At 64.7% G+C, this 22970-nt stretch carries 24 protein-coding genes and 1 riboswitch; of the genes, 18 read left to right on the top strand and 6 right to left on the bottom strand.

The genetic code is table 11. The features are described 5' to 3' along the window. Positions 1-15: 15 nt before the first annotated feature. Positions 16-1167 (bottom strand): NAD(P)/FAD-dependent oxidoreductase, encoded by a 1152-nt coding sequence (locus CH283_RS09070; RefSeq protein ID WP_094641705.1) that lies wholly within the window; start codon positions 1165-1167, stop codon positions 16-18. A gap of 81 nt (positions 1168-1248) precedes the next feature. Here CH283_RS09070 and CH283_RS09065 point away from each other — a divergent pair, with 81 nt between their 5' ends. After that, entirely contained in the window at positions 1249-1812 is a 564-nt protein-coding gene (locus CH283_RS09065; RefSeq protein ID WP_068047455.1) for a dihydrofolate reductase family protein, read from the top strand. A gap of 16 nt (positions 1813-1828) precedes the next feature. Here CH283_RS09065 and CH283_RS09060 read toward each other — a convergent pair whose 3' ends face one another. Next, complete coding sequence (locus CH283_RS09060; RefSeq protein ID WP_068047452.1) at positions 1829-2125, bottom strand: DUF503 domain-containing protein; 297 nt, start codon at positions 2123-2125, stop codon at positions 1829-1831. Between the two features lie 103 nt (positions 2126-2228). Between CH283_RS09060 and CH283_RS09055 the strand changes: the two genes are divergently transcribed. Genes CH283_RS09055 through CH283_RS09040 form a run of 4 tightly spaced genes read left to right on the top strand, consistent with a single transcriptional unit; the run spans position 2229 to position 7093 of the window. Further along, a complete protein-coding gene (locus CH283_RS09055; RefSeq protein ID WP_094642344.1) occupies positions 2229-2903 on the top strand; it encodes a GntR family transcriptional regulator in 675 nt (224 codons plus the stop codon). Between the two features lie 57 nt (positions 2904-2960). Continuing rightward, positions 2961-4793, top strand: a complete 1833-nt coding sequence (gene atzF / locus CH283_RS09050) for an allophanate hydrolase (protein WP_094641707.1) — start codon at positions 2961-2963, stop codon at positions 4791-4793. After that, positions 4790-5503, top strand: a complete 714-nt coding sequence (locus CH283_RS09045) for a cysteine hydrolase family protein (RefSeq protein ID WP_068047446.1) — start codon at positions 4790-4792, stop codon at positions 5501-5503. Before atzF ends, CH283_RS09045 begins: the two co-directional genes overlap by 4 nt. A 9-nt stretch (positions 5504-5512) precedes the next feature. After that, on the top strand, positions 5513-7093 hold the full coding sequence (locus tag CH283_RS09040; RefSeq protein ID WP_068047443.1) for a regulator: 1581 nt from the start codon (positions 5513-5515) through the stop codon (positions 7091-7093). 42 nt (positions 7094-7135) lie between these two features. Here CH283_RS09040 and car read toward each other — a convergent pair whose 3' ends face one another. Further along, positions 7136-10663, bottom strand: coding sequence for a carboxylic acid reductase (gene car, locus CH283_RS09035; RefSeq protein ID WP_094641709.1), 3528 nt, complete (start codon positions 10661-10663; stop codon positions 7136-7138). A gap of 313 nt (positions 10664-10976) precedes the next feature. On the opposite strand from car, the gene CH283_RS09030 reads away from it, so the two are divergent. Both CH283_RS09030 and CH283_RS09025 read left to right on the top strand, forming a co-directional pair. Then, on the top strand, positions 10977-12773 hold the full coding sequence (locus tag CH283_RS09030) for an acyl-CoA dehydrogenase (RefSeq protein WP_068047440.1): 1797 nt from the start codon (positions 10977-10979) through the stop codon (positions 12771-12773). A gap of 26 nt (positions 12774-12799) precedes the next feature. Beyond that, positions 12800-13561 carry an SDR family NAD(P)-dependent oxidoreductase gene (locus CH283_RS09025; protein ID WP_068047438.1) on the top strand — a complete coding sequence of 254 codons (762 nt, stop codon included), beginning with the start codon at positions 12800-12802 and terminating at the stop codon, positions 13559-13561. Between the two features lie 3 nt (positions 13562-13564). Here the strand turns inward: CH283_RS09025 and CH283_RS09020 are convergent, their stop codons facing one another. The 3 genes from CH283_RS09020 to CH283_RS28245 all read right to left on the bottom strand — a co-directional run bounded on the left by CH283_RS09020 (position 13565) and on the right by CH283_RS28245 (position 15343). Then, positions 13565-14827, bottom strand: a complete 1263-nt coding sequence (locus CH283_RS09020) for a cupin domain-containing protein (protein ID WP_068047435.1) — start codon at positions 14825-14827, stop codon at positions 13565-13567. After that, the gene (locus tag CH283_RS09015; protein ID WP_032398144.1) at positions 14824-15081 is read right to left on the bottom strand and encodes a hypothetical protein; all 258 of its coding nucleotides are present in this window, start codon (positions 15079-15081) and stop codon (positions 14824-14826) included. Before CH283_RS09015 ends, CH283_RS09020 begins: the two co-directional genes overlap by 4 nt. 103 nt (positions 15082-15184) lie before the next feature. Next, on the bottom strand, positions 15185-15343 hold the full coding sequence (locus CH283_RS28245; RefSeq protein WP_176460520.1) for a hypothetical protein: 159 nt from the start codon (positions 15341-15343) through the stop codon (positions 15185-15187). 44 nt (positions 15344-15387) lie between these two features. On the opposite strand from CH283_RS28245, the gene idi reads away from it, so the two are divergent. From idi to CH283_RS08960, 11 genes are all read left to right on the top strand, one after another. Then, a complete protein-coding gene (idi, locus tag CH283_RS09010; RefSeq protein WP_094641711.1) occupies positions 15388-15996 on the top strand; it encodes an isopentenyl-diphosphate Delta-isomerase in 609 nt (202 codons plus the stop codon). Positions 15997-16023: 27 nt separating this feature from the next. Continuing rightward, on the top strand, positions 16024-16659 hold the full coding sequence (locus CH283_RS09005) for an NUDIX hydrolase (protein ID WP_176460519.1): 636 nt from the start codon (positions 16024-16026) through the stop codon (positions 16657-16659). 61 nt (positions 16660-16720) lie between these two features. Further along, a complete protein-coding gene (locus tag CH283_RS09000) occupies positions 16721-17323 on the top strand; it encodes a CDP-alcohol phosphatidyltransferase family protein (protein ID WP_068047429.1) in 603 nt (200 codons plus the stop codon). 35 nt (positions 17324-17358) lie between these two features. Continuing rightward, complete coding sequence (locus CH283_RS08995) at positions 17359-18228, top strand: DUF881 domain-containing protein (RefSeq protein ID WP_094641713.1); 870 nt, start codon at positions 17359-17361, stop codon at positions 18226-18228. Then, positions 18225-18653 (top strand): small basic family protein, encoded by a 429-nt coding sequence (locus tag CH283_RS08990; protein ID WP_082898627.1) that lies wholly within the window; start codon positions 18225-18227, stop codon positions 18651-18653. Before CH283_RS08995 ends, CH283_RS08990 begins: the two co-directional genes overlap by 4 nt. A 3-nt stretch (positions 18654-18656) precedes the next feature. Next, positions 18657-19406: a DUF881 domain-containing protein gene (locus CH283_RS08985; protein WP_094641715.1), complete on the top strand. Its 750-nt coding sequence runs from the start codon at positions 18657-18659 to the stop codon at positions 19404-19406. Positions 19407-19447: 41 nt separating this feature from the next. Further along, complete coding sequence (gene gcvH, locus CH283_RS08980) at positions 19448-19852, top strand: glycine cleavage system protein GcvH (RefSeq protein WP_068047421.1); 405 nt, start codon at positions 19448-19450, stop codon at positions 19850-19852. A gap of 213 nt (positions 19853-20065) precedes the next feature. Beyond that, positions 20066-20563, top strand: coding sequence for an oxoglutarate dehydrogenase inhibitor Odhl (gene odhI, locus CH283_RS08975; protein ID WP_032377955.1), 498 nt, complete (start codon positions 20066-20068; stop codon positions 20561-20563). Continuing rightward, positions 20560-21297 carry a transcriptional regulator FtsR gene (ftsR, locus tag CH283_RS08970; protein WP_037189245.1) on the top strand — a complete coding sequence of 246 codons (738 nt, stop codon included), beginning with the start codon at positions 20560-20562 and terminating at the stop codon, positions 21295-21297. The genes odhI and ftsR overlap by 4 nt, the downstream gene beginning before the upstream one ends. 100 nt (positions 21298-21397) lie before the next feature. Continuing rightward, positions 21398-21871, top strand: a complete 474-nt coding sequence (locus CH283_RS08965; RefSeq protein WP_068047418.1) for a bifunctional nuclease family protein — start codon at positions 21398-21400, stop codon at positions 21869-21871. Positions 21872-22267: 396 nt separating this feature from the next. Then, positions 22268-22825 (top strand): MerR family transcriptional regulator, encoded by a 558-nt coding sequence (locus CH283_RS08960; protein WP_094642346.1) that lies wholly within the window; start codon positions 22268-22270, stop codon positions 22823-22825. 12 nt (positions 22826-22837) lie between these two features. After that, positions 22838-22935: riboswitch (glycine riboswitch) on the top strand. Positions 22936-22970 lie beyond the last annotated feature (35 nt).

Raw genomic sequence — 22970 nt, 5'->3', positions numbered from 1 at the left:
CCACACTGCCATGCGTCAGCTGCTCAGATACTGCGGCACTGCAATCCCGTCGAGCCCGAGCGCAACGGCGGCACGAGCGGTGACCGGGCCGACCAGATTGCCTGTCCCGTTGTAGCCGCCGAATGCGACCACGGTGTCGTCGACGACTGTGCACAGCGGGCGCCCGTCCGCGGTGAATCCCACGGATGCAGCCCAACGCGCAACAACCGAAAAAGATTCTCCTGCAAACGATGTCGCGACAGATTCGATGTAGTCCTGCACCTGGGCGGTCGGTTCGTCGGACGGTGTCCACTCGTCGTCTACGAAGAGGTCACGACCGCCCCCGACATACAGCCGTCCCGACGCGTCCTGCTGCGCGTAGTCGTATCCCCATCGTCCGTACACGGGGCAGGGCAGTCGTCTCGGCGTCACGGGCGAGGTGGCGAGCATCTGCAGACGCGCGGTCCGAACCCGGCCGTCGAGCTGGGGGAGTACCTGTTCGAGCCGACCGTCGACGGCAACGAGAACCAGGCCGCACCGAATCACCCCACTCGGCGTCGTGACTGCTCCTGGCTCGATGGCGGTTGCGGGCGTGTTCTCGTACAACCGGGCGCGGCCCGCGAGGATCGACGCCAACCCCAGCGCGCGACGCGCAGGATTCATCACCGCGTCGTCCGGTAGGAAGATCCCGCGCCCCAACTCGCCGGAATACTGCTCGACGGCAATGTCGTTCTCGCGCAGGCACTGTGCCAGCGCATCGCAATCCTCCGAATCAGCGAGCTCGACCGGCGCGCCGGGCACTCCCGCGAGCCTGATGGATCCGGTACGGCGGACGACGTCGGATCCGAGAATCTCTTCCAGAGAGTCGATCTCGGCCAGAGTCGCTCGATACAGATCCACCGCACACGGGCCCCAGGTTGCGAGCGCAGCGTGCAGAAAAGTCGCCGGACCACCGAGCAGGAATCCGCCGTTGCGGCCCGCGGCACCGGCAGCGATCCGTCCTGCGTCGATACCGACCACATCGAGACCACGGTCCACGAGGTCGGTTACAGCGGCCAGACCCGAGCCTCCCAGGCCGACGACGCAGACGTCCGCGGTGCCGTCACGCTCCAGTGCGGGCAGGCCCGGCCAGCCGGACACGGCCGGGTCGTCGTCCCACGCCGGGCGGGACATGTCGCTGGCAATCATCGGTCGATGGTATCGACGGATTCGGCGGGCGGATGGTTTACGATTCCGGCACCCGCATCCCAGCACCGGTAAGGACCGTCCATGCGCACTGTGATCGTGACCGCGTTCGTTTCGCTCGACGGCGTCATGGAGGGACCGGGCGGCGAGGTGGGTTATCGCAACTCGGGGTGGACGTTTCAGGGCATCGAGTTCGACCCGGCCGCGTACGAGATCAAAGGACGTGAGCAGGAAGAGGCCACGGCGCTGCTGTTGGGCCGCACCTCGTACGAGGCATTTGCGCCGATCTGGCCCACCATGGACGATTTCGCCGGGTACAACGCGATGCCGAGGTACGTGGTGTCGACAACGCTCGAACAGGACGACTCACGCTGGCCGGCAACCATTCTGCGCGGTATCGACGACGTTGCCGAGCTCAGGGACTCCGATGGTGGGCCGATTTCGATCCACGGCAGCGCCACTCTGGGGCGAAGTCTCGCCGACGCCGGACTCGTCGATCGGTACCACCTGCTCGTCTTTCCACTCCTGCTCGGGGCGGGAAAACGATTGTTCAGTGAGGCCGACAAGGACACCACGCATCTCGAACTGGTCGAACACGAGGTCTACGGCAACGGAATTCAGAAGCAGGTGTTCGACGTACGACGATGACCGGGCGGGGCAGGCCTCAGATGTCGTCGCTTCGGATGGTGCGCCGCCGCACGGAGACGAGTTGCAGCTCGGGACGTGAGGCCGCCACGCGCTCGATTCGGTCGAGAACTTCGGTGACGTGGTCGCGATCGCCTGCTACGACTGACGCGCCGACACCTGCTCGTCTGTGCAACTCTCGATGATCGGTCTCCGCGGCCGACACCGCGAACTTACGTTGCAATTCGGAGATCACCGGCCGGATCACGGAGCGCTTCTCTTTGAGTGAGTGAACGTCTCCGAGAAGGAAGTCGAATTCTATCCATCCAATCCACATATACCGACCATCCTAACGCTGGGGGATACCCGAGCACTCGGGATTCGACTCGGCGATGCTTCGGATGCGCACCATTCGCCGAACATGTTCGTACACTGGCGGCATGGCTGCACCGGCGGAACACGGCTCCTTGCCGCCCAGCCTTGTCGAAATGGCGACTCGCCAAGTCCGATCCGAGGTGCTCAGCGGTGCGCTCGAGCCCGGATCCCGAGTGGTCGAGGAAACCCTGTGCGCGCGCCTCGGGATCAGCCGAGCACCGGTACGTGAGGCGTTGCGCCTGTTGGCTCAGCAGGGTCTCGTCGAACATCTTCCACGTCGCGGGTTTCGAGTGACGGTGTGGTCGACAGTGGACATTCTCGAACTCTTCGAGCTGCGTCAGGTTCTCGAACGGCATGCGCTCGAGCGCGCGCTCCCGCTCGCGTCGTCTCGCGACGGTGCGTTCGCGCCGGTACGAACGGCGCTCGACGAGATGCGTGACGCCGATGCGCGGGGCGACACCCTCGGCAAGGACGACGCCCACCGGCGTTTCCACGAAGCCATCGTGGCGTTGGCAGGCAGTCGCCAACTCGATGTGGCGTATGCCCCGATCCTGCTGAAGTTGCAGCTACCGATGGCCCGCAATCTCAGGGAAGAAGCCCGAGTAGCCAATCCGGTCGACGGGATCCGGCGTCACGAGTGGTTGCTCGACGCCATCGAATCGAACGATCTGTCGGTGGCGCTCGCTGCGTTGAAGCAGCACGGCGAGCTGACCTACCTGCATCTCGAGAGTACTTCCTAACAGACTCGAAACACGGCAACAACCTGCAGTAACAGAAAACTGTCGACAATCGACGGTATGAATTCAGACCTTGGACCGGTACTCGGCCCGACCGTTGCCGAGATGCTCGCGGCGTACCGAACCGGTGCCTCGACTCCCACGGCAACGGTGGAGGCCTTCTCGACCGCCGTGGCTGCGCGCGGCGACGACGGAACGTGGATCACCATCGTGGCCCGTGCGGAACTGCTCGCGGCCGCCGCGGCTCTGGAAGCGCGACCCGATGCGGTGTCGCTACCCCTGTACGGAATTCCCTTCGGCGTCAAGGACAGCATCGACGTGGCCGGATACCCGACCACTCTCGCCTGTCCCGACTACGCGTACACGCCGGATTCGACGGCCCCGGCAGTGCAGGCGTTGGTCGACGCCGGAGCCATCTTCGTCGGCAAGACCAGCCTCGACCAGTTCGCGACCGGGCTGAACGGAACGCGCACGCCGCACCCGATTCCGCGGAGCGTCTACGGCAACGACATGATCTCGGGCGGGTCCAGCTCCGGTTCGGCACTGGCCGTCGCCCTCGGGCAGGTGCCGTTCTGCGTGGCCACCGACACCGCAGGATCGGGGCGAGTGCCCGCAGCGCTCAACGGCATCGTCGGGTACAAACCGTCACGCGGCCTGATCAGCACCGTCGGACTCGTCCCCGCGTGCAAGTCGCTGGACTGCATCACCCTGATGGCGACGACGGTCGAGGATCTCGATCTCGTCTTCGACGTCATGTGCGCCGAGGATCCAGCGGACGGCTGGTCGCGTCGCCGCGGAGAGAAGTTCGACGGGCACGAGGTCACTGTGGGTCTACCGGACCTGCAGCAGTTGGATTTTTTCGGCGACGCAGCCATGTTCGATGCACATTCGGTCGCGCGCCGGTCGCTTCCCGAGCATGGATTACGGACCACCGCAGTCGATCTCACTCCGTTTCTCGATGCCGGATCGCTGCTGTATCAGGGACCGTGGGTTGCCGAGCGGCTGGTCGAGTTCGACGAATTCCTCACCGACAAGCCCGATTCCATCGTTCCGGTCGTCCGCGAGATATTCCTGGGTGGACGGCGGTACAACGCCGTCGATGCCTTCCGTGCCCTGCAGACGCTGCAAGACCTTCGCGCTCGCGTCGCGCAGCTCTGGACATCGATGGACGTGATGATCGTGCCGACCATCGGTACCACCTTCACCGTGCCCGAGGTACTCGCGGACCCCATCGCGTGCAACACGAAGCTCGGCCACTACACCCACTTCGGGAACCTTCTCGACCTGACCGCCGTAGCGGTTCCCTCCGGGCTCACCGAGGACGGTCGACCGGTCAGCCTCATGGTGATCGGGCCTGCGCTGGCCGACGATACGATTCTCGCAGTCGCGGCCCGGTTGCTCGGAGAGGGGCGCACCGTCTCACCGCCTCTCGCTGGCGGAGAGCCGGCGGTCGGGACCATCGACATCGTCGTTGCCGGGCACCATCTGTCAGGAGAGCGCGCCAACCCGCAGCTCGTCGAGCTGGGCGGGTCCCTGGTCGAGGCCACGTGCACCGCGCCGACGTACACACTGCTTCGGATCGGAACCGCCGATCCGACACCCGGTCTGTTGCGAGTTCCATTCGGCGGCAGCGCAATCGACGTGGAGAGGTGGCGTCTGCCCGCCACTTCTCTTGCGGTACTCGCGGGCAGAATGCCGGCGGTACTCGCTCTGGGACGAGTGCTGCTGGCCGACGGTTCCGACGTTCTCGGCTACGTCTGCGATGCCACTGTGCAGACCGGTGCGGAGGGACACACCGTCGACGACATCAGCGAGTTCGGTGGCTGGCGGGCATATTCCCGGGCGATCAGTTCTGCTCACGACACTTCCATTGCAGCACAGGAGATCTCATGACCTCAACACATACACCGGTAGTTTCGATACCGTCGGCGTCGCCATCGGAGTTCACCCTCGACGCGTCGACGACGGCACTGCTCGTCATCGACATGCAGAGGGACTTTCTGCTTCCAGGGGGATTCGGTGAGAGCCTCGGCAACGATGTAGGCCAGCTCCGAACCGTGATCGAACCACTCGTGGGTCTCATCGCGGTGGCCAGGGAGGCCGGGATACCGGTGATCCACACCAGGGAGGGGCATCTGCCGGACCTGTCGGACTGCCCGCCGGCCAAGTTGCGCCGCGGCGCGCCCTCTCGGCGCATCGGAGATCGGGGAGCGTTCGGCCGCATACTCGTTCGCGGTGAGTACGGCCACGACATCGTCGACGAATTGGCACCACTCGAAGGCGAGACCGTCATCGACAAGCCCGGCAAAGGGGCGTTCTACGCCACCGAGCTCTCCGAGGTTCTCACGAGCGCCGGAATCACCACCCTGCTCGTCACCGGTGTGACGACGGAGGTGTGTGTGCACACCACGGTGCGGGAGGCCAACGATCGAGGATACGAATGCCTCGTGGTGACGGACTGTGTCGGTTCGTATTTCCCGGAGTTCCAGCGAGTGGGCCTCGAGATGATCTCGGCTCAAGGCGGGATTTTCGGGTGGACCGCGCCGTCGGAGGACGTCGTTGCCGCGTTGGTCGCGTTCGTTCCCACTTCTGCGAGCCGATAGGACCAGAACATGACCATGGACGTCAAAGACTCACCCGCTGCAGGCTCGTCGCCCTCGTTCACCCTCTCGTGGTGGACGAAAGGCGACACCAACGCATTCTTCGGACTCGGCTTCAACATCCTCGTCAACGTTCTCACTCTGACCACCTTGAGCATCGCAGTGGTCGGTATTCCAGGAAGCGACGTCCTCGGGACGCTGCTGCCTGCTCTCGGAATCGCACTGATCCTGGGAAACTTGTACTACATGGTTCTCGCTCGTCGACTTGCCAAGCGCGAGAACCGAACCGACGTGACTGCGCTACCCTACGGTCCGAGCGTGCCGCACATGTTCATCGTCGTGTTCGTGGTCATGCTCCCGGTCTACCTGGCGACGGGCGACGCGGTTCAGGCGTGGGCGGCGGGACTCGCCTGGGCCTTCATGATCGGCATCATCGTCATGATCGGAGCGTTCGTCGGGCCCTACATTCGCAGGATCACCCCGCGCGCGGCAATGCTCGGTACGTTGGCCGGCATCTCCATCACGTTCATCGCGATGCGCCCGGCCGCGCAGATGTGGGAGGCCGCCTGGATCGGGTTGCCCGTTCTCGCAATCATTCTCATCGGCTTCTTCACAGACGTGAAGTTGCCCGGCAACATTCCGGTGGGTCTCGCGGCGCTTCTGGTGGGCACGGCGATCGGCTGGATCGGCGGATACATGTCCGTGCCGGACGTGACCGAGGCGGCGAGCAATATCGCGCTCGGCCTTCCGGATCTGCGCCTCGATCTCCTGCTCGACGGTCTCGGTAACCTGGCACCCCTGCTCGCCACCGCAATTCCGTTGGGGGTCTACAACTTCACCGAGGCGATGAGCAACGTCGAAAGCGCGTCCGCTGCCGGAGACAACTACAACCTGCGCAGTGTGCTGCTCGCGGACGGCTTCGGTGCGGTCGTCGGCTCGGCGTTCGGATCGCCGTTCCCGCCCGCGGTCTACATCGGCCATCCCGGCTGGAAGGACGCAGGTGGCCGCACCGGATACTCGGTCGCATCGGGCGTCGCGATCGGGTTGATGTGTTTTCTCGGGTTGTTCGGATTGCTGGCGACGTTGCTGCCGATTCCCGCGATCGTTCCGATTCTGCTGTACATCGGACTGCTGATCGGTGCCCAGGCATTCCAGTCGGTGCCGAAGCTGCACGCTATCGCGGTGGTGGTGGCGCTGCTTCCCAACCTCGCGGAGTGGGCGGTGGGTCTGATCGACAACGCACTCAGCGCGGCAGGTACATCGGCTACCGAAGTGGGCAGTGAGGCACTGGGTCAGGCGGGTGTCGTCTACGACGGGCTGAAGACGTTCGGATCGGGAGCGGTACTCGCCGGACTGATGTTGGGCACCATCGTCACGTTCGTTCTCGACAAACGGTTTCTCGCCGCCGCAGCAGCGGGTGGGGTGGCCGCGGCACTGTCGTGGGTCGGTCTGATCCACTCACACGAGGTGGGGTGGGCAGCCAACCCGCAAGTGGCCCTGGGTTATCTGTTCTTCGGGCTCGTGTGTCTGGCGTACTCGCGGCTGATTCCCGCCCCGAAGCAGACGGGCGAACCACAACCGGTCGGGGAGTAGGGCTTCCCGATGCGGGCCGCGTGGCCCGCATCGGGAACTGCTCTAGCGCGTGCTCACGAGCTCGAGCGCCACGAGATCGGAGAGGTACTTCTCGATCAACTCGCGCCCGAGGTGCGGAATGTCCCCGACGGCCGAGGCGAACTCGTCGGCGGGCAGCATCGCCCCGGACGACGGGTGTTGCGGGTGTGCGTACGAGTCGATCAGGGGGAGCAGCGAGTGCGAACGCTGCTTCTCCGGCAATGCCTCGACTGCGGCACCGAACCGTTCGAACCACTCGTCGTAGTTCTCGACGATCTCGATGTCGCGACCTGCGTCACGCATCCAATCGACGAACGTGTCCAGCGAGATGTCGTCGTCGTGTGGGTTGAGGATGTCGAACGTTCGGTAGCCAGAGGTATCCCCGCCCGCGATCGACGTGATGGCCGAAGCACTGAAATCGGCAGGCAGACCGTCGTAGTGGGCCAGCGGTCGCCCTTTCTCGTCGGTCGGTGCCCCGGTGTCGGTGGCGTAGAACGTGTGAGGAGCCAGGCCGGTTGCGACGACCGAGAGGATCAGACGCGTGAACACGTCCGGCACGTTGAGCTGACCGGTCCATCTGCTGTGCGCCAGGATCATGTCCGAGCGAAAGACCGACACCGGCAGGCCGAACTCGTCGAACGCGTTGCGCAACAGCACTTCACCGGCCCACTTGGAGTTTCCGTAGCCGTTGGCGTAGGAATCGTCCACAGCTCGCGACGGGCTGTCCACACGGATGTCGCCGTTCTCCCGGAAATTCTCGACGCCCGCTGCGACGGCCACCGTCGACAGGTAGGTCACCGGCTTGACGTGGTCGGTGAGCGCCAGCCGAATCACCTCGGCGGTGCCGACGACGTTGGGGCCGAAGAGGTGCTCGTACGGCAGTGCGTGGTTGACCAGCGCTGCAGGGTGCACGATGCGATCCACCCGTTGGGCCAGCGCCTCGAACGCGTCAGGGTCCACGCCGAACCGAGGTGTCCCGAGATCGCCTGCCACGACCTCGAGCGCAGCGTCGGCCAAGGTTCGATAGCGTTCCGACAGGTCTGCGTCGCCGCTGTCGAAGGCCGCATCGAGTCGAGCTCGCGCGTCGGTATCGGAGCGTCCGCGCACCAGACAGATCACCTTTCCGCCGACCTCGGCCATGCGCTCCAACCATTCCAGGCAGAGGAAGCGACCGAGGTATCCGTTGGCCCCGGTCAGCAGCACTGTGCTGGTCTGGTCCCGCGGGCCCGGGATGTGGTGCGCTGCGTCGAGGAGGGTGTCGTCCAGAAATGCCGACAGTCGCAGGTCGGACGCCTCGGCGATGGTTGCGCCGCGGCCGTGGATCGATTCGAAAGTGGCCGTGTCGGAATCGGTGTCGCGGGCCGAGGTGATGTACTCGGCCAGCGCTGCCAGGTCCATGGCGGGCCCAGTGATCACACCGACCGGAACATCGACGTCGTAGATCTCACGGAGCAGCGTCGAGAACGTCAACGCCGACAACGAATCTCCGCCCAGGTCGCTGAAGTGGGCATCGGGGCGAACATCGGACCCAGCGCATCCCAGCAGGGCTTGGGCGGCATCGCCGACCGTGGCCAGGACCGGGGCATCGGCACCACTGCGCCTGAGCTCGCGCAGCCGGTCGTTCTGACCCGATTCGAGTTCTGCGTAGCGACGCTCGAGTTCGTCTCGGTAACGTTCGGCGAGTTTGGGACGCAGTTGCTTGCCCGCACCGGACAGCAGTCCGTTCTCCTGTGTGAACGGCTCGTGTTCGATGATGACCTCACGCGGAATCTCGTACGAGTTCAGCGCTTCCGTGCGTGCGATCCGTTGCAGCGATTCGATGACCGAACCCGCGGTGGTATCCGGTTGGGCCGGAACGACGACCGCCAACAGATACGCCCGTTGGCCGTTGCCGTAGAGAAATATCTGATCGACCAGCTCACTGGTACCGAACAGGGATTCGAGGCGCGCCAGTGCGACGAACTCGCCCTGAGCCAGTTTCAGAACGTTCTTGCGTCGGTCGACGTAGGCGAGTCGGTCCGGCTCGATCTCGGCGACGACGTCACCGGTGCGATAGAAGCCCCCGGAGTCGAAGACGTCGGCCGTGACGTCCGGACGCTTGTAATAACCGGGAATGATGGACGCCGTCTTGAGCAGGAGCTCACCGCGCGGATGCGGTGTGTCGGTGGAGAAGTAACCGAGTTCGGGCACATCGTCGAGCTTGTATTCGATCACCGGTGGACGTTGCACGACGCCGTCGTGCAACACCATCCCGGCTTCGGTGGAGCCGTAGTTGTCGCGGACCTCGATATCGAGCAGCTCCGTGACGAAGTCCTTGACCTCGGGAGCAATCGGTGCGGTGCCGACCATCGCTGCCAGGACACGTCCACCGAATTGCTCGATCCTGTTGCGCTCCAAAATCTCTCGACGCGTCCTGTCGGCATCGCCACCTGCAGAGCGTTCGACCTCTCGGTCGATCTCGGCGAGGACGTTGTGCCGAATCATCTCGCACACCCGCGGGATCAACAGGGCCATCGTGGGCCGAGCGAGCGCGAAATCCTCGAACAGGGTGGACAGGTCGCTCGCCGCTGCGAAGTGGACGGTGCCGCCGGCCGCCAGCGTCGAGAAGACAAGACCACGCCCGGCCAGGTGACTCATCGGGAGATAGTCGACAGTGATGACAGGGAAAGCCGGCTGGTCCGTGGATTCGGAGGAAGCTCCGGTGTGGTGCCAGGCACCGGTCCAGGCTCCGCACACGATTCGTTCGGTGTGCATCGCTCCCTTGGGCGTTCCGGTGCTGCCGGAGGTGTAGATCAGCGTCGCGAGTCGGTCGGGATCCTCGTCGTCGGGGAGCGGGATCTCCGGCAGTTGCGCGCCGTCGCGAACCAGGTCGGTGAGCGGCCGGACGAAGACTCCCACCTGCTCGGCATCGACCAGCGCGGACTTCATGGTCCGTGCGTGCGCGTCTATCGCAGCGTCGTAGTCGAGGACGACGATTCGCCGAATGGACCGACAATGCGTGGCAACCTGGACCGCAACGGACAAGTTGTCGACATCTGCTGCGAGAACGACGGGTTCGACCTCGTCGGCGATGGCCGAGAGCTGGCCTGCAGTGGCACCGGCTTGCAACGGAACGGCAATCGCACCGAGTCGGATCGTGGCCAGTTCCGCGACGACATAGTCGGCGCTCGCGAATCCCAGGGTTGCGAAGAAGTCTCCTCGCGCGATACCGAATGCGTCGTGCGTCAGCGCCGAGGCCAGTGCGCCGGCATCGCTCCAGGCTCGGCCGTAGGTGATGGTGTCGAACCGGGGGAGAAGGTGAAACGTGTCGACGTCGTCGATCTTCATGATCTCTCGAGCTCGGCGGCCGAGGGCCGGCCGATCAAAGTAACGCGTCATGATCTCGGCAACCACTCGGGCCAGGTTGGGCGACAACTCCTGGGCGGCATCGGCCACGGCGCTGTCCGGTTCCGCGGCTCGAAACTCCCGGTCGGTCTCGTGCAGCTCCTGGAACCGACTGCGTTGCCTGCTCTGTCGATCCTGTCGGCTGTCGACGTCCAGTGTGTGCGGCATGCTCGACTCCCTCCGACGAAGCCCGCCGATCGTTCGGGGACCTCGCGATTGTCGCTCAATATCGTTATCAAAGGTAAGTATATGCCGTCGGGCATCTCGCCAATCGTGACGCTCCTCATAGTCCGATAAGTCGTAAAAGTCTGGCTCACTGCACTTTTGGGGCCCGGATCGCGGACTCTCATGGGGGGTGGCAGCTCCCGTGGGTACTCGGTGAAAGCGGGAGATCGAGACTTGTATGGTGAAACCACAGTCATGTGCGTCACAGTGCTCGTCACCGTCGCGCACCTGTCACCCCTCGCGATCGGAGAAGTGAATGTCGGACGTCCTCTCGCGACGCGACCTGGATTTTCTGCTGTACGAATGGCTGGACGTGGCGGCACTGACAGCTCGACCGCGCTTCGCGGAGCACTCGAAGGAGACCTTCGACGCGGTCCTCGACCTCAGTGCGGACATCGCCCGCAAGCACTTCGCGCCGCACAACAAGAAGGCGGACGCGCAGGAGCCGACGATGAATGCGGACGGTTCGGTCGAGCTGATACCCGAAGTCAAGGAAGCGCTCGATGTCTATGCGTCCGCGGGTCTGATCGCCGGGCAGTTCGACGAGTCGATAGGCGGGATGCAACTGCCTGCGACCGTCTCTCGGGCAGCGATGGCGTTCTTCCAGGCCGCCAACGCCGGGACCTCCTCGTACCCGTTCCTCACCATGGCCAACGCCAACCTGATCGCGACGTACGGCACGCCGGATCAAGTCCGTGATTACGTCCGGCCGATGCTGGACGGGCGCTGGTTCGGAACCATGTGTCTGTCGGAACCGCAGGCCGGATCGTCACTGGCGGACATCACGACGAAGGCAGTGCCGCAGGACGACGGTAGCTTCCGCATCACCGGTACCAAGATGTGGATTTCGGGTGGAGATCACGAACTCACCGAGAACATCGTCCACCTAGTGCTCGCCAAGACCCCGGGAGGACCGCCAGGAGTCAAGGGAATCTCCCTGTTCATCGTTCCCAAATTCCTCCCGAACGGCGACGGCGGTACGGGCGAACGCAACGACATCGTGTTGACCGGACTCAATCACAAGATGGGCAACCGCGGTACCACCAATACCCTGCTGGCGTTCGGCGACGGAACCCACTCTCCCGGTGGGCAATCCGGAGCTGTCGGCTACCTCGTCGCCGAGGAGAACCGTGGTTTGTCGTACATGTTCCACATGATGAACGAGGCCCGTATCGGTGTCGGATTCCTGGCCATCGCGCTCGGGTACGTCGGTTACCTGAAGTCGGTCGAGTACGCGAAGACGCGTACTCAGGGACGACCGCTCGGTGCGAAAGATCCGGCAGCACCCCCTGTCGCGCTCATCGAACACGCCGACGTTCGTCGAATGTTGTTGGCGCAGAAGTCGTACGTCGAAGGCGCGCTGGCCCTCGGACTCTATTGTTCGCGTCTGGTCGACCATCAGGATTCGGCATCCGACGATGCCGAAGCAGCACGATCGACACTGTTGCTCGACGTACTGACGCCCATCGCCAAGAGCTGGCCGTCTCAGTGGTGCCTCGAAGCCAACAGCCTGGCCATTCAGGTGCACGGCGGCTACGGATACACCCGCGACTACGACGTCGAGCAGCACTACCGCGACAATCGCCTCAACCCGATTCACGAAGGCACACACGGTATTCAGGGATTGGATCTGCTCGGGCGCAAGGTGATCATGCAGGGCGGCGCGGGATTGGCTCTGCTGGCCGAACACATCGCGGAGACGGTGGCGCGGGCCGAATCAGCAGGCGGTGACGCTGCTCGGTACGCCGCCGAACTGCACGCACGCTTGGACAGAATCGTCGAGGTCACCGCGGCAGTGTGGGGTACCGGCGACGCCGCCGTGGCGCTGGCGAACTCCACGGCCTACCTCGAAGCGATGGGGCACACCGTCATCGCCTGGATGTGGCTCGAGCAGTTGCTGGCGGTCGGCACGAAGTCCGGAGACTTCTACGACGGAAAGCGTTCTGCAGCGAAATACTTCTACGTCTACGAATTGCCGAAGGTGGACGTTCAGCTCGATCTGTTGGCGAGACTGGACCGCACCACCCTCGATATGTCACCCGCTTGGTTCTGAGTCGAAAACAAGGAGATTCATCGAACATGTCGATCTTGGACAAATTTCGCCTGGACGGACGCGTCGTCATCGTCACCGGTGCCTCCTCCGGACTGGGCGTGGCATTCGCCAAGGCAGCCGCCGAGGCGGGAGCTGACGTGGTGCTCGCCGCACGACGAGTGGACAAGTTGGCGCAGACCGCAGAGTTGATCGACAGCGTCGGAGGGCGTTCGATCACGGTCGCCACCGACGTGGTCGACCCGGACCAGTGCACCGCGATGGTCGAGGCCGCGGTGAAGGAGTTCGGAAAGGTCGACATTCTCATCAACAATGCCGGGGTAGGCACGGCCTACCCCGCAACCCGTGAGACACCCGAGCAGTTCCGCTCGGTGATCGACATCAACTTGAACGGGTCGTACTGGGCAGCGCAGGCCTGCGGACGGGTGATGGCGCCCGGCAGTTCGATCGTGAACATCTCCAGCATTCTGGGGCTGACCACCGCAGGCCTTCCGCAGGCGGCCTACAGCGCGAGCAAGGCAGCGATCATCGGCCTCACCCGCGATCTGGCGCAGCAGTGGGGCGCGCGAAAAGGCATCAGAGTCAACGCTATTGCGCCAGGTTTCTTCCAGAGCGAGATGACGGACTCGTACCAGCCGGGATACCTCGACTCGATGGCTCCGCGAATGATTCTCGGACGCAAGGGCGATGCCGAAGAACTGGCTGCAACCGCGATCTGGCTCGCCTCGGACGCCGGGGGATACGTGACGGGTCAGACCATCGCGGTCGACGGTGGAATCACGATCACCTGACGGCTATCGTTCGGCCGGCACGGCGATGCCCTCGCGGATCAGTCTGCGCGCAACCACCAACGCGTCGTCGGTGTCGAGTCCGGGCAGGGCATCGAGGCGGCACGGTGCGCCCTGGTTCAGCAGGTCGAGAGCGTCTGCGCACTGGGGCGGCATCGTCACGGTCTTGGCGCGCACGACCACGGACACTGCGTGGGCCGATCGCACGACACGCGCGAACACGCCGGGCCGTAGTCGGATCGAATCCTCGCCCCGCAACGCTCCCATTGCAGCGACGCTTGCCAGTGGGCGCACCGGTTCCGGTCGGACGAGCTCGTCGTGACGATCAGCGACGCGTTCGGCCAGTCGACGTATCGCGTCGGGGTCTCGGTCGATCTCGTCGAGCGCGGCGCGCATGGCGTCCACGACTCGGTGTACATGCGCAGCGATGGACTCCGGGTCGGAGTGGTCGAGGCCGGCGGGAAGGGGAGCGCGCAGACTCTCGACGTCGCCCAGCGACTTCAGCACGTGGTGGGCGAGGTCGTAGTCGTTGTACGACGCCACGCCGATGGTCAGGTGCACGGTTGTGTCACCGAGCGCTTGCGCCGAGTGGATCCACCCGCGCGGCAGGTAGAGCACATCGCCGGGCTCGAGGACAACGTCCAGTTCGGGAGTGTTCGATGCGTGGTCTTCGACGGCCGACCGTCGGTCCGACCACGGTTGATTGTTCAGCGGATGCACGTGCACCGGGGAGTGAATGCTCCACCGCTTGGTGCCCGCGATCTGCACGACGAACACATCGTGTACGTCGTAGTGCGGTGAAAATCCTTGCGATGCAGCCGGTGTCACATACGAGTTCACCTGCACGGGGTGGCCCAGCTCGCGAACGAGATCACCGACGAAATGAATCAGCGGCGGCCACAGCCGATGCAGGCCCTGAAGTACCAGCGTGTTTCCGGCCGCGAAGGCTGCCAGCACCGCTGCGGAGTCGACCTGGTCCGTTACCTCGGCACCGAACCCGCCGGACGACGTGAACTGCGACTTGTCCAGCAACCGACCGTCTTTGGCCATCCGCACGAAAGGAGTGCGTACTCCGCGTTCCGAGATCAGCTCGTCGACCGCGTCGAGTGTCATCAGATCGTCGAACGAGTCCGACAGCTCGGCGGATCGGGTCAGTTTGGGAGCTGTACCCCAGAACCGGTCCGCGAACGTCCTGAAGTCGGTACCGGTGAGACGACGAAGCGCGGACCGATGATCCGATCCGCGCTCGCCGCTCGACTCAGTGCTCAAGCGGTACCGTCCGCACCGCCGTCGTGTCCGTTGGGGTTCGATCCACCGTCGGCCGGGCCCTCGCCCGCTCCGGCGGGGCCGTCTGCTCCGCCGTCGTGACCGTCGGGGTTGGATCCGCCGTCGGCGGGTCCTTCACCGGCTCCGGCGGGGCCGTCTGCTCCGCCGTCATGGCCACCGGGGTTCGATCCGCCGTCGGCGGGTCCTTCGCCTGCGGCTCCGCCCGTGGTGGTGATGTCGTCGTCGTTGATGCTCATCGAGGTCCTTCCGGTCGTGGAGGTTCGTGTGCCCGCGCAGCGCGAGAACATCGGAGGTATTGACGCAAACTCTGTTTCTCAAACAGCGGTGGTGTGACGAATCTCAGGCAGAGTCGTCGGCGATCTCGGGCGCGTTCTCCCGCGTCGCCATTCCGCCTCCGCCGCCGCCGTCCACGGGTCCTGGTCGGCCGCCCTTCGGCGTGTCCGATGCCTTCTCGGCGTCTGTCGGGTTCTCGTTGTCGGTGTTCTCGTCACGTCCCATGGTTCGACAGTAGACCGCCGCGCAGGCCGTGGGACGATGGAACGATGGATCGATCCCGAGCGCAGCACGTGGTGCTGCTGGACGACGAAGGCCGCGCCGTCGGCACGCACGACAAGACCACCGTCCACACGCTGGACACGCCACTGCACCTGGCATTTTCCAGCTACGTGGTGAGATCGGACGGCGCAGTTCTTCTCACACGCAGAGCGTCGAGCAAGACGACGTGGCCAGGGGTGCTGACCAACACGTGCTGTGGCCACCCGGCACCCGGTGAGAAACTCGACGACGCCGTACTGCGCCGAATCGGCGAAGAATTGGGCCTGCATGCGGAATCCGCCGAGTTGGTACTGCCGCACTTCCGGTACCGGGCCGTCATGGACAACGGAATCGTGGAGAACGAGATATGCCCGGTGTACCGCGTGAGAGTCGACGAGCACGCGACACTCGATCCCGATCCGGACGAGGTGGAGGAGACTCGATGGGTGTCGTGGCGTGAGTTCTCCGCGGGGGTGCGGGGCGGCACCATCGACGTATCACCCTGGTGCCGAACGCAGGTGGAACAGTTGACCGCTCTGGCCGACGAGCCACTCGGCTGGCCGGCATCGCCGGACAAGATGCTTCCCCCTGCTGCCCGTCCTGCCGACACCCGCTGATCCTGCCCGGCCTCTAGGGTTCGTGCTGTGACCGTCGACAATTCCGACAGGCCGAACGAGGACCTGCTCGATCGTGCCTCCGTCGCGCGCGAACTCGCCCGCTTCTCCCACCGCACCGCCGAAACGGACGGACTCCGCGCCGCCGCCGTTGCCGTTGCGGTCGGTGGACCGCCGGGGGACAGGCGCATGCTGCTGACGAGGAGGCCGGATCGGTTGCGCGCACATCCGGGCCAATACGCGTTGCCCGGCGGAGGTGTGGACCCGGGCGAGTCTCGGATGCAGGCCTGTCTGCGGGAATTGGCCGAGGAGTTGGGAATTCGTGCCGACGAGACCGACGTGCTCGGTAGGTTGGACGACTACGTCACCCGATCCGGATACGTCATCACTCCGTTCGTGGTGTGGGTCGGCGACTACTCGTCCACGTTGCTGCCCAGCGAGGACGAGGTGGCCGAAGTGTTCGAGGTGACAGTCGACGAACTCGACGTCGACGCCCAATTCGTGTCGATACCCGAATCGACGCGTCCGGTCATTCGGTGGCCGTACCGAAGGGGTGCCATCCATGCTCCGACCGGCGCGATCGTCCATCAGTTCCGTGAAGTGGCACTGCATGGTCGACACACCCGAGTCGCGGACTTCGAGCAGCCGGTGTTCGCGTGGCGCTAACGTGGCCGCAAGCCCGAGCGGGCAGGCCGCGACGAGCAGCACGAGAAGGAGGTGATCGCCGATGACGAACGACCGTGAGCTCGAGGTATCGGATCGCATCGCGACCGTTCCCAACCTTCTCAGCGCAATCCGGCTGTTGGGTGTTCCGCTGTTTCTCTACCTCATGCTCGGCCCCGAGGCCGACGGGTGGGCGCTGGTGCTCCTGCTGGTCAGCGGTGGAACCGATTGGCTCGACGGCAAACTGGCTCGCATGCTCGGTCAGGCATCGAAGCTGGGTGCAGTTCTCGATCCGTTGGTCGATCGGCTCTACGTGGTCAGCACCCTGGTGGCGTTCGTGCTGCGCGGCATCATTCCGTGGTGGGTTGCCGCGATACTCATCGGTCGCGATGCCGTACTCGGATTGACGATGTTCGTCTATCGCCGCAGATCCCTCCCGCCTCCGGACGTCATCTATCTCGGTAAGGCCGCGACCTTCGTGGTGATGATCGCGCTGCCGGTCCTCCTGGTCTCTGCCGGCAGCAATTCGGTGGCCGATGCCGCAGGACCGCTCGGATACGCGTTGCTGATCTGGGGCACCGCGTTGTACATCTGGACCGGTCTGCTGTACCTCGGCAAGGCGATCGCTGTCGCCAGGGCAGTCGATCCGACAGTGGCCGGCACCTGACGGTGGAGCCTGCGGAACGACCGGGACGGTCAGGAGTGGAGCCTGCGGAACGACCGGAAAAGCAGGTCAAGAGGAATCCCGTTCCGTCGTTGCTGACGTCCTTGTTGACCGACCATCTGGACCCGGGATACGGCGCGGCGGCTGCCGAACGTACGGCGCAGCACACCCGCAAGCCGCGAGTACCTGCGGCGCTCTGGTTGTTGGGCGGTGCGGTCGTGGTCGGGGTGATCTTCGGTATCGCGTTCTCGCAGCTGGCTTCCGGCGGTGCCGATGTGGACCGTGCGGGCTCCGATGCGTCGGCTGCTGTGCGCGCCGCGCAGGATCGCAGCGCCGAATTGGAAGCGACACTACAGGCACTGGTCGAGCAGGTGTCCTCGGAGCGTGACAGAGCTCTGCAGTCCGATGTCACGGGCAGTGCCCTGCTGGACCGGTTGAGTGCTGTCGAATCCGCCGCCGGCATCGATTCGGTGACCGGCCCTGGGCTCTCTGTCGTCGTCACCGAGCCGGTGGCCGAGGACGCCGCGTCGGATCGGTCGATTCGTGGAGGTTCGGGCGCAGCCGTGCTGGATCGAGACATCGCTGCAATCGTCAATTCGTTGTGGGCGAGCGGGGCCGAGGCGGTGTCGGTGGACGGTATTCGCGTCGGACCCAACGTGACCATCCGGCAGGCAGGCGGGGCAATGCTGCTGGACAATCGCCCGATCGACTCGCCCTACGCCATCGAGGCGATAGGGCCGCCCCAACGCATCCAGGTCCAGTTCGTCGTCAGCGACGCCTATCTGCGAATGAGTACGGTGGCGCAGTTGTACGACGTCGGATTCACGGTACGCCCGGCAACCGATCTCGAACTCGGTCCCGCCGCTGTGAGAGAGTCGTTCGTGGCAGAGGAGGTAGGCCGACGATGACGGAGCACGATCCACCGAGTGCCCACCCGGCGGAGTCCGACGTGCACGAACCGTCCGATTCGCCGATCACCCCCACCCACGGGGTCTACGCTGTTGCCGCGATCGCCGCACTGATCGTCGGCGTCGTCATCGGGACGGTTGCAGGCCCGCAGGTTCCCGCCGTGGTTGCTCCCTATCTGCCGATTGCCGTCGTCGCGGCGATCGACGCGGTGTTCGGCGGTGTACGGGCTTTCCTCGACGGCATCTTCGACGCCAAGGTGTTCGTGATCTCGTTCGTCTTCAACGTCCTCGTCGCGGCTCTGATCGTGTGGCTCGGCGATCAGCTCGGAGTGGGAACTCAGCTGTCCACGGCAATCGTCGTCGTCCTCGGCATCCGCATCTTCGGCAACGCCGCCGCCCTGCGCAGGCGTCTGTTCGGTGCCTAGATCATGACGGCAGGCGGCGGTCGGCACGGATGGCGCGCGCGACGTACTGGTGCAGAGGGACGAAGGCGCGGAGCGGCATTCGGTGTTCTCGCGCTCGCGCTGTTGTGCGTCCTGGGAATCGGCCTGGCCACGCAGGTACGAGAGACGAGCACCGCTGATGGCCTGGAGAACTCTCGGCCCGAGGACCTGCTGGTCGTGCTGGACACCCTGACCCGACGCGAGGCGTCGATCCGGGACGAGATCAGCACCCTGCAGGCCACTCTGGCGACGCTGCGTCAGTCCGGATCGGGATCGGAGGCGGCGGTGGCGGAAGCTCAGGAACGATTGTCCGCGTTGTCGATTCAAGTCGGTACCGTCGCGGCACAGGGGCCGGGGGTGACACTGGTGATCGAGGACCCGAACTCGGGCGTGGGATCGGAGGTGCTGCTCGACGCCATGCAGGAGTTGCGCGCAGCAGGTGCCGAAGCGCTCCAGATCGAGGGCGGCGGAAATGCCGTGCGCATCGGCGTCGATTCGTGGATCGCCGGTTCCGCGGGTCGGATCGTGGTCGACGGTCGAGAACTGCGGGCCCCTTACACCTTCACTGCCATCGGGGATTCGCCGACTCTCGCGTCGGCACTGAACATTCCCGGCGGGGTCGTCGACACGGTGACTCGCAACGGTGCGACGTCGAACATCGCGCAGTCGGACCAGGTCACGGTGTCCGCCTTGCGGGATCCGCGCCCGCGTCAATACGCTCAGCCCGGTAACTGACCGCCCGCTCGCCCCGGGCCACGATCGAAGGGAATGCCGCGTTGAGCGACATCGACACACCAGCTGATCTGTACTACACCCCCGAGCACGAGTGGGTGCAGCGGACGGGGCCTGCAACGGTGCGAATCGGTATCACCGATTTCGCGCAGGCGCAGTTGGGCGACGTGGTGTTCGTTCAGCTTCCCTCGATCGGCGACACCGTGACCGCGGGCGCGTCTCTCGGCGAGGTCGAATCCACCAAGAGCGTGTCCGACGTGTTCAGCCCTCTGACCGCGAAAGTGGTTGCCGTGAACGAGGATCTGGACGGTGAACCGGAGAAGGTGAACTCGGGACCCTACACCGGAGGCTGGCTGATCGACCTCGAGGTTTCGACACCGGAGGAGTTGGACGCGGCACTGGCGCAGATGCTCGATGCCGCCGGATATGCTCTCATCACGGCCGAGTGATCGGCCGGCTGTCGACACCAGCCAACAGGCCACACGGCCACCACTGCGCGGGGTACGGTCGACACCGAGCGAATACCCTGTCGGGGCGAAGGTCCAGCAAGCTGTACGACGCTACGCAACACCGAACGCCAAGCAACACCTGATGTGAAGACCATGTACTGCGTTACCCGCGGCGTTCTCTGCCTCGGGTGAACGGACTGAGAAGGAGTAACGGTGAGCCAGAACGACAACGACAGCAACTACGGGGAGTCACCGGCAGAGACCACCTCGGTCTTCCGTGCAGATTTCCTGCAGGAGCTGGACAACTCCGCGGCCGCCCAGAGCACCGAAGCTCCGGTATCGGGTGTCGAGGGGTTGCCTGTCGGTGCCGCGCTGCTCGTCGTCAAGCGAGGACCCAACGCCGGATCACGGTTCCTGCTCGACCAGCCCACCACCTCGGCCGGTCGGCACCCCGACAGTGACATCTTCCTCGACGATGTCACCGTCAGCCGTCGGCATGCCGAGTTCCGGCAGGACGAGGACGACTTCCAGGTCGTCGACGTCGGCAGCCTCAACGGCACGTACGTCAACCGGGAGCCGGTCGACTCCGCTGTGCTGGCCAACGGCGACGAGGTCCAGATCGGCAAGTTCCGGCTGGTGTTCCTCACCGGACCGCGGGGCGGCAACGGATCTCAGGTCGGCGACGCGTCTGCGGGTGCAGGAAGCCAGTGACCGCCGTCGGGCAGCAGTCCAACGGGGGGATGTCGATTGGCTCCGTCCTCGATCGACTTCGGCCCGACTTTCCTGATGTCACCATCTCGAAGATCAGATTCCTCGAAGCCGAGGGGCTGATCTCGCCGGAACGCACACCGTCGGGGTACCGGCGGTTCTCCATCGCCGATTGCGAGCGTCTGCGCTTCGTGCTGACCGCGCAGCGCGATCAGTACCTGCCGCTCAAGGTCATCAAGGAACAACTCGAAGCCATCGACCACGGGGTCGCGACCGTCGAACGGGCCGATGCGTCGGTCAAGCGTCCGCGGTCGCTGACGGTTGCCGCGGGTGAGGTCTCTCCCGAGGAGTTCCTTCCCGATCGTGAGGTCCGCATCGCCAAGGCAGATCTACTCGCTCAGGCGGGGATCGACGATGCGTTTCTGACCGAGCTGTTGCGAGCCGGCTTGATCACTCCGGGGCAGGCCGGTTTCTACGACGACGGAGCGGTGACGCTCGCTCGGACGGCGCACGCGATGTTGCAATTCGGTCTCGAGGTGCGCCACCTTCGCGCCTTCAAGCTCGCGGCGGACCGCGAGGCCGGTCTGGTAGCGCAGATTGCTGGACCCGTGGCCAAGGGCCGAGACGCCGGTGCACGCGATCGCGCAGAAGAAATGATTCGCGAATTGGCTGCACTGTCCTTGACCTTGCACACCTGCCTGGTCAAAGCCGCGGTGCGCGGTGCACTCGACCGGTGACGCTCGCTCGCGTCGTTCCGACTTCCAATAGACTCGGCAGCGACGAGCTGAGCAAGTTTTCAGTGCAGCCCGGAATTTCTCGAGGTGAGAGGTAGACACGATGAGTGAGATGCGTGTGGTCGGTATTCGTGTCGAACAGCCGCAGAACCAGCCCGTGTTGCTGCTGCGTGAGGCTGACGGCGACCGGTACCTCCCGATCTGGATCGGCCAAACCGAGGCTGCCGCAATTGCTTTGGAGCAGCAGGGTGTGCAGCCGGCCCGTCCGCTCACCCACGATCTCGTCAAGAATCTGATCTCGGCGCTCGGGCACCAGCTCAAGGAGGTGCGCATCGTCGACCTGCAGGAGGGCACCTTCTACGCCGATCTGGTGTTCGACAAGGACATCAGGGTCTCCGCTCGGCCGTCGGACTCCGTAGCCATCGCACTGCGGGCCGGGGTACCGATCTTCGCCGACGAGCCCGTGCTCGCCGAAGCCGGATTGATCATGCCCGACGAGCGTGAGGACGAGGTCGAGAAGTTCAAGGAGTTCCTCGACTCGGTATCGCCGGACGACTTCAAAGCCACCGACGGGTAACAGAAGAGTCTCAACCTCAACTTTAGGTTCAGGTTTACGGCGCGTTGCGTTGAATCTGCACGAACGTCCCCATAACGTTCGTGCCAGTGAAGTTCATCGCCGTCGCTACCCATCCGGGTTCGGTTCACGCCTCTTCGATACCTGCCGAGGCGTACTCTGGCCTGGTACACGGTATGACTTCACGCGAGTACACCGAGGCATTTCCAGTGTCCCGGACGGATCGCAGTACTGACTCGATCCGAACGCAGTGAGACATCCGAGAGGGAGCAGTCAGTGGGAGATCAGCCGCAGCAGCATCACGGCCGTCGAGAGTCCGAAGCCGCAGGCCGGACCGAGGACACGCCGGTCGGTGCCGATGCTCGGGTCGACACCCCCGACCAGGCGTCGAGCGCCCGAATCGAATCGCCCCAGGACATTCAACCGGGATTGTTCCCCGACGACTCCGTGCCCGACGAACTCGTGGGCTACCGCGTGCCGAGTGCGTGCCAGATCGCCGGCATCACCTACCGTCAGCTCGATTACTGGGCCCGCACCGGGCTCGTCGTCCCGTCCATCCGCGGCGCAGCGGGATCGGGAAGCCAGCGGCTGTACTCGTTCAAGGACATGCTCGTCCTCAAGATCGTCAAGCGGCTGCTCGATACCGGTATCTCACTGCAGAACATCCGCGTCGCCGTCGATCACCTACGCCAGCGCGGGGTGGGCGATCTCGCCAACATCACGCTGTTCTCCGACGGCACCACCGTCTACGAGTGCACGTCGGCAGAAGAAGTGGTCGATCTGCTCCAGGGTGGGCAGGGCGTGTTCGGTATTGCCGTGAACGGTGCGATGCGCGAGCTCACCGGTACCATCGCCGACTTCCCGGCCGAACGAGCCGACGGCGGTGAAAGCCAGCCGAGCCCCGAGGACGAGTTGGCGTCGCGCCGCAAGAATCGCGCGAGCCGCAAGACCGGCTAGACTTTCTTTCGTCGCGCCCGCGCGGGAGAGTTCCGAGGCATCCAGTCTCGGACGCCGAAGGAGCAATACCTCCCCGTCAATCTCTCAGGCACACGGACCGTGTGGGCTTCGACAACTCTGGAAAGTGGTGGGAGCACCCACCCGC

This window comes from Rhodococcus sp. 05-2254-2 (assembly GCF_002259095.1).
Classification (GTDB): domain Bacteria; phylum Actinomycetota; class Actinomycetes; order Mycobacteriales; family Mycobacteriaceae; genus Rhodococcoides.
This window is presented reverse-complemented; position numbering and strand designations above follow the sequence as displayed.

Coding starts and splice junctions, on each gene's coding strand:
- CH283_RS09055 (WP_094642344.1), top strand. CDS start 2,229: ATGGCTGCACCGGCGGAACACGGCTCCTTGCCGCCCAGCCTTGTCGAA.
- CH283_RS09025 (WP_068047438.1), top strand. CDS start 12,800: ATGTCGATCTTGGACAAATTTCGCCTGGACGGACGCGTCGTCATCGTC.
- CH283_RS08985 (WP_094641715.1), top strand. CDS start 18,657: ATGACGGCAGGCGGCGGTCGGCACGGATGGCGCGCGCGACGTACTGGT.
- CH283_RS09030 (WP_068047440.1), top strand. CDS start 10,977: ATGTCGGACGTCCTCTCGCGACGCGACCTGGATTTTCTGCTGTACGAA.
- CH283_RS09070 (WP_094641705.1), bottom strand. CDS start 1,167: ATGATTGCCAGCGACATGTCCCGCCCGGCGTGGGACGACGACCCGGCC.
- CH283_RS09065 (WP_068047455.1), top strand. CDS start 1,249: ATGCGCACTGTGATCGTGACCGCGTTCGTTTCGCTCGACGGCGTCATG.
- car (WP_094641709.1), bottom strand. CDS start 10,663: ATGCCGCACACACTGGACGTCGACAGCCGACAGGATCGACAGAGCAGG.
- idi (WP_094641711.1), top strand. CDS start 15,388: ATGGATCGATCCCGAGCGCAGCACGTGGTGCTGCTGGACGACGAAGGC.
- CH283_RS28245 (WP_176460520.1), bottom strand. CDS start 15,343: ATGGGACGTGACGAGAACACCGACAACGAGAACCCGACAGACGCCGAG.
- CH283_RS09015 (WP_032398144.1), bottom strand. CDS start 15,081: ATGAGCATCAACGACGACGACATCACCACCACGGGCGGAGCCGCAGGC.
- CH283_RS08965 (WP_068047418.1), top strand. CDS start 21,398: ATGAGTGAGATGCGTGTGGTCGGTATTCGTGTCGAACAGCCGCAGAAC.
- CH283_RS09045 (WP_068047446.1), top strand. CDS start 4,790: ATGACCTCAACACATACACCGGTAGTTTCGATACCGTCGGCGTCGCCA.
- CH283_RS09060 (WP_068047452.1), bottom strand. CDS start 2,125: ATGTGGATTGGATGGATAGAATTCGACTTCCTTCTCGGAGACGTTCAC.
- atzF (WP_094641707.1), top strand. CDS start 2,961: ATGAATTCAGACCTTGGACCGGTACTCGGCCCGACCGTTGCCGAGATG.
- CH283_RS09000 (WP_068047429.1), top strand. CDS start 16,721: ATGACGAACGACCGTGAGCTCGAGGTATCGGATCGCATCGCGACCGTT.
- CH283_RS08990 (WP_082898627.1), top strand. CDS start 18,225: ATGACGGAGCACGATCCACCGAGTGCCCACCCGGCGGAGTCCGACGTG.
- CH283_RS09040 (WP_068047443.1), top strand. CDS start 5,513: ATGACCATGGACGTCAAAGACTCACCCGCTGCAGGCTCGTCGCCCTCG.